The organism is Tardiphaga robiniae, from assembly GCF_013359755.1.
In the GTDB taxonomy this organism is placed as follows: Bacteria; Pseudomonadota; Alphaproteobacteria; order Rhizobiales; family Xanthobacteraceae; genus Tardiphaga; species Tardiphaga robiniae.
Genome location: NZ_JABMCJ010000092.1, coordinates 429,141 through 441,798 on the forward strand (window position 1 = coordinate 429,141; position 12,658 = coordinate 441,798).

Genomic DNA, 12,658 nt, shown 5'->3' on the forward strand with positions numbered 1-12,658 from the left:
CATTCAGAAGCCCATCAGCGACATCGTGAGATGATGTCGTTTAGCGTGCCAGCCAGAAGCCGCCCACCACCAGGATCATGGCCAGCAGGCTAATGACCCCGAGCACGGCCGCAGTGATGGCCAGCAGGCCGTGGGAGTCGAGCCATCCGCGTAATGCCTTTTCCATGGTGCTGAAACTCTCCCGGTGATTTGAGTTTATCGTTGCAGGCTGGCACCGTATCAAACACTTCAGGCGCCGTCGTCTCGGACGGTTTCGCCATATTGAAGAATTGACATGCTTGAGGAAGTGACATGGACAATCTGAACACGCAGGGCATTTCAGTGCCGAAACTCGGCCTCGGCACATTCAAGCTCATGGGCGACGGCTGCGTCGCCGGCGTGGAAAGCGCCATCGGCCTCGGTTATCGCCACATCGACACCGCCGAAATGTATGGCAACGAGGCCGAAGTCGGCGCCGGCATCAAGGCTTCGGGTATCGCGCGTGGGGATCTCCATGTCACCACCAAGGTCTGGCATGAGAATCTCGCGCCGGATGCCATCAGGCGCGCCTTCGACACCAGCATGAAGAAACTCGGTCTCGATGTCATCGATCTCTATCTGGTGCACTGGCCCTCGAAGGGCATGAACCTGCCGGCGATCTTCGAGACGCTGCTGAAGCTGAAGGACGAGGGCCGCATCCGCGCGCTCGGCGTTGCCAATTTTCCGGTGAAGCTGATGAAGCAGGCCGTGGAAGAAATCGGCGCGCCGGTTGCCTGCAACCAGGTTGAATATCACGCGCTGCTCGACCAGACGAAGCTGCTGACCTATCTGCGGTCGAAGTCGATCCCGCTGGTGGCCTATTGCCCGCTCGGTCAGGGCCGGCTGGCCGACAACGATGTGATGAAAAAGATCGCCGCCAAGTACGGCGTGTCAGCGGCGCAGGTCGCATTGAAATGGCTGCTCGATCAGGATGGTGTCGCGGCGATCCCCAAGGCGTCGCGCAAGGAAAGCCAGCAGGCCAATCTCGATGCGCTGAAGGTCACGCTGGACGACGACGACCGCAAGGCGATCGCAGCACTGCCGAAGACGCAGCGGCTGGTCAATCCGGGTTTCGCGCCGGATTGGGATTGATCTTTCTTCCCCTCTCCCCCGCGAAGCGCAGCTTCGCGAGGTGGGAGAGGGTGCCTGAGCGAAGCGAAGGCGGGAGAGGGGGCGCCACAACGTACGGAGCCTGTGGCGCTCCCTCTCCCGTCTCGAACCGCTGCGCGGTTCGATCCACCCTCTCCCGCTGCGCGCTGCTTCGCCGCGCTGGGGGAGAGGGGAAGGAAGCTCCACTTCACCCGTGCGAATGCCCCTTCTTCTTCCCTTCCGCCTTCTTCCCCGTCGGCATCATCACCACGCGGCCATATTTCACGCCGCGCTCCGCGATGATGTGATCGGCGAAATGCTGCACCTCGCTGCCCGAGCCACGCAGCGCCGTGACTTCCATGCAGTTGTCGCCGTCGAGATGCACATGCAGCGTCGCCAGCGAGAGGTCGTGGTGATGGTGATAGGTGTCGACCAGACGGCGTGACAGGTCGCGCTGGGCGTGATCATAGACATAGACCAGGGCGGCGACGCATTCGCCGGTCTTGCCCTTCTCTTGTGTCGCCTGCTGCATGCCGGCCCTGGCGAAATCGCGGATCGCTTCGGAGCGATTCTGATAGCCGTGTTCGGCGATCATCGCATCCAGCTCTTCCATCAGGTCGTCATCGAGCGTGATCGTAATGCGCTGCATCGGTCCTCTCAAGAAGTATGACGAATCTTTGACTTTGTCATACTTGGCATGTCAGTGTGTTCCGGTTGAACCCAGCATAGCCCGGCCGACTGACCGATGCATCGCTCTCTCTTTTCATCGGCCGGAATCGCCCTGGCTTCGCTCGCAGCCATCACGCCGTCGGCTGCGCAGCCGGCGACAGTGCTGTCGCCGGTCGAAGTCGAGGCGCCGCCGCGGCCTGCGGCCAAACCACGTGTACCGCGCAGCGGCAATGAGGCAGGCCGCCCGGCGGCACGCCATGTTGCTGCACCGACGTTGGGGGCCGGCGGCATGAGTGTCACGCCCGGCGCCAGTGCAGCGCAGGCGCCGGTCGCCTCCGCCAGCGAGAAGAATATCAGCGGCGCCGAGGTCAATGCGCGGCCGTTGTCGCGCCCGGCCGAAGCGCTCGAAGTCGCGCCAGGCCTGATCGTCACCCAGCATTCCGGCGAGGGCAAAGCCAACCAGTATTTCCTGCGCGGCGTGAATCTGGATCACGGCACGGATCTCGCCATCTCCATCGACGGCATGCCGGTGAACATGCGCACCCATGGTCACGGCCAGGGCTATGCCGATACAAATTTTCTGATCCCCGAGCTGATCAATTCAGTCAACGTCCGCAAGGGACCGTATTTCGCCGATGAAGGCGACTTCTCGTCCGTGGGTGCGATCCATGTCAGCCTGATCGACAGCGTCGCGCGCACCATGGCGTCGATCACATCAGGAAGTTTCGGTTACAACCGGGCCTTTGGCGTGACGTCGGGCAAAGTCGGCGAAGGCACGCTGCTGGTGGCAGCCGAGGCCAATATCTATAACGGCCCGTGGGACAATCCCGACAGGCTCCAGAAGCTGAATGGCGTGATCCGCTACAGCCAGGGCACGGCCGACAACGGCCTGTCGCTGACCGGCATGGCCTATGGCAACAAGTGGAATTCCACCGATCAGGTGCCGCTGCGGGCGATCACTTCCGGCGCGATCGGCCGCTATGGCGCGCTCGATCCCAGCGATGGTGGCAATTCGGAGCGTTTCTCGCTGTCCGGCCGTCTCCGGCAAACCGATCTCGACAGCGCAACTAAACTCGATTTCTACGTCGTCAAGAGCAAGCTCAATCTGTGGAACAACTTCACGTTCTTCCTGAGCGATCCGGTCAATGGCGATCAGTTTCACCAATATGACGACCGTGTGCTCGGCGGCATCAACGCCTCGCATACATTCAAGTACAATATCGCGGGCTTCCGCAACGAAACCGAAGTCGGCATCCAGAGCCGCTACGACGATATCAATGTCAGCCTCGGCAACACCATCAAGCGGCAATATCTCTCCACCACGCGCAGCGATGGCGTGAAGGAAGGCAGCGTCGGCGTGTTCGTGCAGAACACGACGTTCTGGACTGACTGGCTGCGCACCAATATCGGCTGGCGCGGCGACTATTACGACACCACGGTCAATTCGCTCTTCAATCCCGCTAATTCCGGCAGTGCCACGGCGACCATCGGCAGCCCCAAGGCAGGTCTCGTGCTCGGTCCTTTCGCCAGGACCGAACTGTTCCTGAATGCCGGCGAGGGCTTTCACAGCAATGACGCGCGCGGTGTGACTATCAAGGAATCGCCGTCGGATGGTTCGCCGGTCGACAGCTCGCCGTTCCTGGTGAAGACAAAGGGCGCCGAAGTCGGGCTGCGTACCAAACTCATTCCAGGGCTGACCAGTTCGATCGCGCTCTTCATGCTGGATTCCGCCTCCGAAATCCTGTTCGTCGGCGACGCCGGTGACACTGAAGCCAGTCGTCCCAGCCGCCGTGTCGGCTTCGAATGGACCAACGACTACAAACCGACGTCATGGCTGAGTCTTGAAGCCGACCTCGCAATGACCCGCGCGCGCTTTCGCGGCAGCAATGCCGATCAGGCGGCGGCCTATGCTGAGCTCGATGGTTATCCGGCCTCGCAGATTGGCAACGCGCCCGGCAATTTCATTCCCGGCGCTCCCAACATGATCGCCTCGGCTGGCATCCGGCTGGGCGACGCCACCGGCTGGTTTGGCGCCTTGCGCTATCGTTATTTCGGCCCGCGTCCGCTGACTGAAGACGCGGCCTTCATTTCGCCAGCCACGGGTCTGCTCAACGGGCAGGTTGGTTACCGCTTCGATAATGGCTGGCGGATCCAGCTCGACGCGTTCAACATGCTCGACAGCAAGTCCGACCAGATCACCTATGCCTATGGTTCGCTGCTGAAGACGGACTCGCTGTACGCTGCGTGCTTCCCGTCAGGCGGCGGCGCGCCGACGGCACCTGCCGCGGTGTGCCAGACCGGCATCATGGATCGCGTGCTGCATCCGGTCGAACCGCTGGCCTTGCGGGTGACGGTGGCCGGCCGGTTCTGATCACCCGTTCCGACTTTGCCGCAGCGCAGCTTGCCTATTCCAGAAGGCGGTAGCATCATCCCTCCCAATGAAAAGAGGCAGGGAGGTGTTGATGCTCGCACGGGTTCGTTCCGTTTCGCGCCGTTGGCCATTCACGCGTGCCAGCGCCGGTTTGAAGGCGCTGCTGGCGATCGTGTCGCTCCCGTTAGCAACAGGGTTCATCATGTCATCGGCCAGCGCCGCCACTTACGTCTATGTCGGCAATGCCGACAGCCAGAACATCAGCATCCTCGAACTGAAGGCGAATGGCAGTCTCGGCGCGATCGACACCGTCGCGGTGCCGGGGCCGGCAAAGCCCGGCGGTTCGCTGCCGCTGGCCATCAGTCCCGAGAAGCACCGGCTCTATGCCGGTTTGCGCAACGAGCCCTACACGGCGGTGACCTTCGATATCGATGCCAAAACTGGAAAACTGAAACTTGTCGGCCCCGGGCCACTGGCCGATTCCATGGCCTATATCGCCGTCGATCGCACCGGGCGCTTCCTGCTCAGCGCGTCCTATGGCGGCAACAAGGTGACGGTGAACGCCATCGGGCCCAATGGCGTGATCGCGCCGGCACAGCAGGTCGTCGCCACCGAACCGAACGCGCACTGCATTATCGTCGACCCCACCAATCGCTATGTGCTGCATACGAGCCTCGGCGGCGATGTCATCTATCAGCAGAAATTCGATGCCAAGGCGGGAAAGCTGACGCCGAACGATCCGCCGACCGTGAGCGTGAAGGCGAAAGGTGGCCCTCGCCATCTGGTGTTCTCGCCGGACAAGAAGTTCGTCTATCTGCTCAACGAGCTCGATGCGGCGATCTATGTGTTTCCATGGGACGCTGCCACCGGCACGCTGAAGAAGGAGACGCAGGTCGCCTCCGCGCTGCCCAAGGGCTTTGACGGCAAGCCCTGGGCGGCGGATATCCATCTGACACCCGACGGCAAGTTTCTCTATGCGTCGGAGCGCACCAGCAACACGATCGCTGCGTTCCGTGTCGATCCCAAAACCGGCGCGCTGACATCGCTTGGCTCCACCGCGACGGAGAAGCAGCCGCGCGGCTTCAATATCGATCCGTCAGGACGCTATCTGCTGGTGGTCGGGCAGCTATCGAACAGCATGACGACCTATGCCATCGACAAGGCGACGGGCAGCCTGACCAAGCTGAGCGAAACACCCGTGGGCAAGAATCCGAACTGGGTCGAGATCGTGAATCTGCCGTAAGGACTGTCTCACTTCGATCCGACGCACCGTCCTCTCGCTGCCTCTCCCCGCAATGCGGGGAGAGGTTAAGCAGCCATCCGATAACTCCCACTGATGACCGGGTCGCCGTCCGTCAGCACCAGGCCGCGGGCGACGAGATCTTCCAGATGCGCCAGCACCGAATAGCCGGCGGCACCCGTCAGGCGTGGATCTAGCCCGATATAGATCGCGCGCACGATGGTGGGGATATCCGCTTCGCCCTTGCCGAGACGATGCAGGATCGAGGCTTCGCGGGCGCGGCGGTGGCGAATGAGAAAGCGGACATAGCGCTGCGCGTCGGGAATGTCCGGGCCGTGGCCGGAGAAATACAGGTCCTCGTCGCGCGCCGCGAGTTTGTCGAGTGAGGCCATGTAGTCGATCATCGAGCCATCGGGCGGCGCGACGATGGAGGTCGACCAGCCCATCACATGATCGGCGACAAAGAGATATTTTTTCTCGCGCCAGGCAAAGGCCATGTGGTTGGCGGTGTGGCCCGGCGTCGCCACGCCTTCCAGCGCCCAGCCGTCGCCCTCGATCACGTCGCCGTCGGCGACCAGCACGTCCGGCTTGAAGTCCCGGTCGGCGCCTGACTCCGGCGAGTGTTTTTCGCTCTCGAAGCGCGGCCGCGAGGCGCGGTGCGGGCCTTCGGCGTAGACCGTGGCGCCGGTGGCGGCCTTGAGCGCCGCGGTATTCGGCGAATGGTCGCTATGGGTATGGGTGACGAGAATATGCGTCACCGTTTCGCCCTTCACCGCATCGAGCAGCGCCTGCAGATGCGCGTCATTGGCCGGGCCGGGATCGATGATCGCGACCTTGCCGGTGCCGACGATATAGCTGTTGGTTCCGGTGAAGGTGAAAGGCGAGGGGTTGTTGCAGAGAACCCGGCGCACGTTTGGGCGAACCTGATCGACGACGCCGGGCTTCAGCGGATAATCGCGATTGAACGGAACGTCGTCGTTGGCGCCGTTATCCTTGTCGCTCATGGTCGGTCCTTCCCAGCATGTTCTTCGCCTGTGATGACTAGCAAGGGGAGCGGGGAAAGCAAACGGCGCGGAGACGCGCCAGCCATGCATGCTTAAACACCGTCATGGCCGGGCTTGTCCCGGCCATCCGCGTCCTGCCGTATGCGCCGCCGAGGCGTGGATGCCCGGGACAAGCCCGGGCATGACGAACTCTGGAAGCACAGATCTGGAAGCTACCCGTGTCCCGGCCCGAACATCAGCGATCGGTGCGCACCGACCCCGGCCATCGCGCCATCGCCCACCGCAAGCGCCACGGAGCCCGTCGCGCGCGCCATATCACCACAGGCGAACACGCCGGAGATGGTGGTTTCCTTGAACATGTCGGTCTGCAGGAACGGTCCCATCGGCCCGTCTTCCATGGCACAGCCGAGCTGTGCGCCGAGTGGCGACGCTGGACTGGTGCGCGTCAGCGTGAACATGCCATCGAGCGGAATGACGCGGCCATCCGTGAGTTCGACCTCGATGGATGCGCCTGACAATTGCCTGATCGGTTCACGCTCGATGGTGACGCCGCGCTGCATCAGTTGCATGAGCTGGTCTGCGTCCGGCGTGAACGCGCCGTTGAGGAACAGCGTCGTCGATCCCCAGTCCGGCAGCATCAAGGCGTGATGCATCGACATCTCCGATGACGCCAGCACGCCGATACGGCCCTGGTCGAGTTCGTAGCCGTGGCAATACGGGCAGTGAAACACGTGCTTGCCCCAGCGCTCGGCGAGGCCGGGGACATCCGGCAGTGCATCGACGACGCCGGCGGCGAGAATGATACGCCTGGCTTGATAGCGCGCGCCGCTCTCGGCGTTGATCGTGAAATTGTCAGCTTTGCCTTCACCCGTCGAGGCTTTCGCATCGACCCATTCGACAGTGGGATATTTCATCAATTGCGCGCGGGCGTCTGCTGCGATTGCGCCGGGCGCGCGGCCATCTTGGCCGAGAAAGCCATGCGAATGTTCAGCGAAGCGATTACGGCGCTGGCCGGAATCCATGACCAGAATCTTGCGGCGCGCACGCGCCAATTGCAGCGCTGCGGAGAGGCCGGCATAGCTGCCGCCGATGACAATGGCATCGAAACTCATTTTGTCTTCCTTGAAATCTTGCTCTGAATTTTGCTGCGATGATCCTCCGCCCGCGCGTGAAAATCCGCGGCGAGCTGCGCCAGCGTGACATCCGCAAGGCGGCCGATCAGCACGGCTTCCGCTTCCGCGAAGGCCGATGTGAGCGAGCGATTGACGGCCTGCTCGACGAGGCAGGTCGGGCTTTCCAGATGAATACCCATGGCCATCAGGCTGGGCTTGCCCAGCGCGTCATAGATGTCCTTCAGCGTCACGGTTGCGAGGTCGCGCGCGATCTCCCAGCCGCCGCCATGGCCCTTTTCGGAACGCACGAGGCCCGCTTCGCGCAGTCCCGCCATGGTGCGGCGGACAACCACTGCATTGGTGGTCATGCACATGGCCAGTTCGGCGGAGGTCATCGGGCGGTTCTGCTCGGCCATGTGCAGCAGCGCATGCAGCGTGGCCGAGAGGCGGTTGTCTCGTCTCATGTAACTTATGATGATACATGATAGAGCGGGCGTCAACCCTCTGTCATTCCGGGGCGGGGCCGACGCCGCAGGTGGCGGGACCGAGCCCGGAATCTCGACATGGCAGTCTCCGTAGCCAAACACTCCGGGATTCCGGGTTCACGTCCGGCAAGTGCCGGCCGCGCCCCGGAATGACGGACGTATGGCCAAATAAAAAATGCCCGGCACAAGGCCGGGCATTTCGAAACTTTGAAACCTGAAGCGTAGACGCTTAACCGAACGCCTGGATACCCGTGATCGCACGTCCCAGGATCAGCGCGTGGACGTCATGCGTGCCCTCATAGGTGTTCACGGTCTCCAGGTTCTGCGCATGGCGCATCACATGGTATTCGGCCTGGATGCCGTTGCCGCCGTGCATGTCGCGGGCCATGCGGGCGATATCCAGTGACTTGCCGCAATTGTTGCGCTTCACCACCGAGATCATGTCCGGATGGAAATTGCCTTCGTCCATCAGGCGACCGACGCGCAAGCTGCCCTGCAGACCGAGCGAAATTTCGGTCAGCATGTCGGCAAGCTTCTTCTGCACCAGCTGGGTGGCCGCGAGCGGGCGGTTGAACTGCTTGCGGTCCAGCGTGTACTGGCGGGCGCGGGCCATGCAGTCCTCGGCGGCGCCGAGCACACCCCAGGAGATGCCGTAGCGGGCGCGGTTGAGGCAGCCGAACGGACCCTTGAGGCCCGACACGTTGGGCAAGAGGTTCTCTTCCGGGACGATGACGCCGTCCATGACGATTTCGCCGGTGATCGAAGCGCGCAGCGAAAGCTTGCCGCCAATCTTCGGTGCCGTGAGGCCCTTCATGCCTTTCTCGAGGATGAAGCCGCGGATCTGGTTGTCATGTGCGGCGGACTTCGCCCAGACCACGAACACGTCGGCGATCGGGGCGTTCGAGATCCACATCTTGGAGCCCGAGAGCTTGTAGCCGTCCGACACCTTCTCGGCGCGGGTCTTCATGCCGCCGGGATCGGAGCCGGCATCGGGCTCGGTCAGGCCGAAGCAGCCGACCCACTCGCCGGTGGCGAGCTTGGGCAGGTATTTCTTGCGCTGATTCTCGTCGCCGTAAGCGTAGATCGGATACATCACCAGCGACGACTGCACCGAGTTCATCGAGCGGTAGCCGGAGTCGACGCGCTCGATTTCGCGGGCCACGAGGCCGTAGGCGACATAGCTGGCATTGGCGCAGCCATAGTCTTCCGGCAGCGTGATGCCGATCAGGCCGAGCTCGCCCATCTCGTTGAAGATTTCGCGGTCGGTATGCTCATTGAGATAAGCGTCGTTGACGCGCGGCAGCAGCTTGTCCTGGGCGTAAGCGCGCGCGGTGTCGCGGATCATGCGCTCGTCTTCGGTGAGCTGGCTATCGAGCAGGAACGCATCGTCCCACTGGAAACTTGCAGCGGCCGGCTTGTCCTTTGCCTTGGGGGCAACGCTCATCGAAATCCCTTTCACATCATGGCTGAGTAATGCGCATTGGCTGCGCGTGTTCTGGTCGCAAGCGCTGTTTCGCTCAACAGGGGGCCGTCTCAGGCGGCACCCGCGCATTGCGTGCTACGGCATTTTAGGTCTTTGAACTATCGCCATCAAGCTGTTCGTTGCAGGCGATCTCGATGCCGAAACCCGACAGGCCCTTGTAGTCGTGGGTCGACGAGGTCAGATGGCGGATCGAGGTGACGCCGAGATCGCGCAGGATCTGTGCACCGACGCCGATTTCACGCCACTGCCGGTTGCGGTCGGCTTCCGCCGACTTCGGCGCATCGAGCGGCTCGACAGGAACGCCCGCGGCGCCGTCGCGCAGATAGACCAGCACGCCGCTGCCGTTCTTCTTGAAGCGTTCCAGCACGGGCTGCATCTTGGCCGGGCCGAAGAACACGTCGCGCACGATGTTGGGCTTGTGGAAGCGCGTCAGCACGTTCTTGCCGTCGCCGACGCTGCCGTAAACGAAGGCAACATGGTGGATCGGATCGAACGGTGAGCGATAGGAATAGCCGTGCAGCGGGCCGATCGGACTGTCGGTGGTGAAGGTCGAGACGCGCTCGATCAGCTTCTCGCGGGCCTGACGATAGGCGATCATGTCAGCGATCGTGACATGCTTGAGCTTGTGCTTGGCCGCGAAGTCGACGACCTGCTGGCCCTTCATCACCGAGCCATCGTCGTTCATCAATTCGCTGATGACGCCGACGGGCGCGAGATTGGCCAGCTTGCAGAGATCGACGGCGGCTTCGGTATGGCCGGAGCGCATCAGCACGCCACCCTCGCGCGCGATCAGCGGGAAGATATGACCGGGACGGGCGAAGTCATTGGCGCCGGCATTCGGATTGGCCAGTGCGCGGCAGCAGGAGGCGCGCTCATCGGCTGAAATACCGGTACCGCCATCGGGCTTGTAGTCGATGGAGACGGTAAAGGCGGTGGTGTGGTTGCTATCGTTGTTGACGACCATCGGATCGAGCCGCAACCGGCGCGCATCCTCGGTGGTGATCGGCGCGCAGACGATGCCGGAGGTGTGCCGAATGATGAAGGCCATCTTTTCGGCGGTACAGAACGACGCGGCGACGATGAGGTCGCCTTCGCCCTCGCGGTCGTCATCGTCGGTCACCACGACCATTTCGCCGGCGGCAAAGGCTTGCAGAACGTCTGAAATCGGGTCGGCCATAAAATTCGCCTCGGATGCACTCTTGCTCTGTGTGAAGTCCATATGGCGCAGAGCGGGGGGCGGTGCAACCCGCGGAAATGGGGGGCGGTATGCGGGTTCGCAGAGCGGAATGGGGAGTTTGCCTTCTCCCCGCTTGCGGGGAGACGGTGGCCCGAGCTTGCGAAGCATGATCGGTCGGATGAGGGGGACGTTCCACGAACTGATGAGTGGATGGAAAGTCCCCCTCACCCGCCGCGAAGACGCGGCGACCTCTCCCCGCAAGCGGGGAGAGGTCAAGGCAGCACTTCTCGCCGCTCCGCCAGCTGCGCGTCCATTTCGGCGCGTTTGGCGTCCAGCAGGCCCTGATCGGCGGCTTCGATCACCTCATACAGCGCATGGGCGTCGCTGAGCCGGGGCACGGTGACGTAGTCGGCGCCGGCCGCGTAAATATCGCTCACGTCGCCGAGCACGTCCGCCGTGGAGATGATCTTGGCGTTCGGGTTGATCGAGCGGACATGGCGGACCAGCTTCTCGTTGTTCGCGCCCTTCAGCAGCGAGTCCGGCACGCTGAGGATGATGATCTCGGCCTTGCCGACGCCGGCATGCACCAGCGTGTCGACATTGCTGATGTCGCCATAGATCACGTGCTGGCCGCGCCCGACCAAAGTGCGGAAGACGTTCGGATTGAAGTCGACGACGCTGATCTGGTCGAGCAGCGACGCGTTCTGGCGCTCGATCTCGGCGAGCAGGGCGGACGCGGTGCGGAAGAAGCCGAGAATGACGATGCGGCGGGCGTCGCCATGGCCCTCGGCATGATCGCCCTCGCGGCCCTGGCCGTGATCGAGGTCGCGCAGCCCGATGCGCTTCATCGGGCCGATCAAGAGGCGCGTGATCTGGTCGCTGCGCATCATCGCGAAGGTGGAGAGCACCGCGAGGATCACGAAGGCGAAGGACGCTGCGCTGGAGGTCTGCGTGGTGATATGGCCGGCAGCGATGCCCGTTTGGAGCACCACCAGCGAGAATTCGCTGATCTGCGCCAGATTGAGCGCCGGCAGCAGGCTGGCGCGCAGCCCCTGCTTCATCAGATACAGCGGCGTGAAGGTCGTGAGCATACGGCTGATCACGGTGAACACGGCAATGATCAGGGCGAGGCCGATAGTCGCGCCATTCGGGATCGGGATCGTCATGCCGACGGCGACGAAGAACAGCGTGATGAAGAAATCCCGCAGCGTCGTCACCTTGGCGGTGACGTCGAGCGCATAGGGGAAGGTCGATAGCGATACGCCGGCCACCAGCGATCCCATCTCGCGCGACAGATGTAGCCGTTCGGCGATCTCGCCGATCAGGAAGCACCAGGCCAGCGCGCCCAGCAGCACCAGCTCCGGCCGTCGCGCGATCTGGTGGAACAGCGCCGGCAGCACATAGCGGCTCAGGATCAGCGCAGTGGCGACCAGCACGCCGACGCGGGCGATCGACAACGCGACAACGCTGACCTGCAGATCGGCGAGGCTCGGCTGCACCGCGAGAAACAGAATCGCGAAAATGTCCTGCAGCACCAGGATGCCGAGCGTGATGCGGCCGGGCAGGGTGTCGAGCTCGCGCTTCTCATAGAGTACCTTGACGATGACCACCGTGGAGGAGAGCGCACAGGCGACGCTGAGATACAGCGCGTCGAACCCGCCGCCGCCGAGCTTGAGCCCGAGCGCCATGAAGAAGGCGGCGCCGAGTACGCAGCCTGCGATCAACTGGCCGCCCGCGGCGAACAGGATGACCTTGCCGGCGCGGATGATCTTCTTCAGATCGATCTCGAGACCGATCATGAACAGCATGAAGATCAGGCCGAGTTCGGAGATCGTGCTGATGGATTCGTCCGACTTGACCCAGCCGATGCCGAATGGCCCAATGATGAAGCCGGCAATCAGATAAGCAAGAATCAACGGCTGACGGGTGACGTGCGCAATAAGCCCGATGCCCCACGCAAACAGGATACACAGCGTGATATCGCGGATTAAGTCGTGCATGCCCCTGCCG

Annotated in this window: 11 protein-coding genes; 3 read left to right on the forward strand and 8 right to left on the reverse strand. The window is 62.8% G+C overall.

Going from position 1 to position 12,658, the window contains the following annotated elements; genetic code table 11:
- Positions 1-40: 40 nt before the first annotated feature.
- Positions 41-166, reverse strand: a complete 126-nt coding sequence (locus tag HP556_RS30425) for a hypothetical protein (RefSeq protein WP_256461202.1) — start codon at positions 164-166, stop codon at positions 41-43.
- A 125-nt stretch (positions 167-291) separates the two neighbouring features.
- Here HP556_RS30425 and HP556_RS24020 point away from each other — a divergent pair, with 125 nt between their 5' ends.
- Positions 292-1,110: an aldo/keto reductase gene (locus HP556_RS24020; RefSeq protein WP_175368807.1), complete on the forward strand. Its 819-nt coding sequence runs from the start codon at positions 292-294 to the stop codon at positions 1,108-1,110.
- 205 nt (positions 1,111-1,315) lie between these two features.
- Here the strand turns inward: HP556_RS24020 and nikR are convergent, their stop codons facing one another.
- Positions 1,316-1,756 (reverse strand): nickel-responsive transcriptional regulator NikR, encoded by a 441-nt coding sequence (gene nikR / locus HP556_RS24025; RefSeq protein ID WP_120288477.1) that lies wholly within the window; start codon positions 1,754-1,756, stop codon positions 1,316-1,318.
- Positions 1,757-1,852: 96 nt separating this feature from the next.
- Between nikR and HP556_RS24030 the strand changes: the two genes are divergently transcribed.
- Both HP556_RS24030 and HP556_RS24035 read left to right on the forward strand, forming a co-directional pair.
- On the forward strand, positions 1,853-4,147 hold the full coding sequence (locus HP556_RS24030) for a TonB-dependent receptor (protein ID WP_175368808.1): 2,295 nt from the start codon (positions 1,853-1,855) through the stop codon (positions 4,145-4,147).
- 91 nt (positions 4,148-4,238) lie between these two features.
- A complete protein-coding gene (locus HP556_RS24035) occupies positions 4,239-5,390 on the forward strand; it encodes a lactonase family protein (protein WP_175368809.1) in 1,152 nt (383 codons plus the stop codon).
- A 65-nt stretch (positions 5,391-5,455) separates the two neighbouring features.
- Here the strand turns inward: HP556_RS24035 and HP556_RS24040 are convergent, their stop codons facing one another.
- The 6 genes from HP556_RS24040 to HP556_RS24065 form a co-directional block, all read right to left on the reverse strand.
- On the reverse strand, positions 5,456-6,391 hold the full coding sequence (locus HP556_RS24040; RefSeq protein ID WP_175368810.1) for an MBL fold metallo-hydrolase: 936 nt from the start codon (positions 6,389-6,391) through the stop codon (positions 5,456-5,458).
- A 212-nt stretch (positions 6,392-6,603) separates the two neighbouring features.
- Entirely contained in the window at positions 6,604-7,503 is a 900-nt protein-coding gene (locus HP556_RS24045) for an NAD(P)/FAD-dependent oxidoreductase (protein ID WP_175368811.1), read from the reverse strand.
- Positions 7,500-7,967, reverse strand: coding sequence for an RrF2 family transcriptional regulator (locus HP556_RS24050; RefSeq protein WP_175368812.1), 468 nt, complete (start codon positions 7,965-7,967; stop codon positions 7,500-7,502). The genes HP556_RS24045 and HP556_RS24050 overlap by 4 nt, the downstream gene beginning before the upstream one ends.
- A gap of 250 nt (positions 7,968-8,217) precedes the next feature.
- Positions 8,218-9,432, reverse strand: coding sequence for an acyl-CoA dehydrogenase (locus HP556_RS24055; protein WP_120288483.1), 1,215 nt, complete (start codon positions 9,430-9,432; stop codon positions 8,218-8,220).
- A gap of 124 nt (positions 9,433-9,556) precedes the next feature.
- Complete coding sequence (gene ribB / locus HP556_RS24060; RefSeq protein ID WP_089263618.1) at positions 9,557-10,648, reverse strand: 3,4-dihydroxy-2-butanone-4-phosphate synthase; 1,092 nt, start codon at positions 10,646-10,648, stop codon at positions 9,557-9,559.
- A gap of 272 nt (positions 10,649-10,920) precedes the next feature.
- Positions 10,921-12,648, reverse strand: a complete 1,728-nt coding sequence (locus HP556_RS24065) for a cation:proton antiporter (protein ID WP_175368813.1) — start codon at positions 12,646-12,648, stop codon at positions 10,921-10,923.
- Positions 12,649-12,658 lie beyond the last annotated feature (10 nt).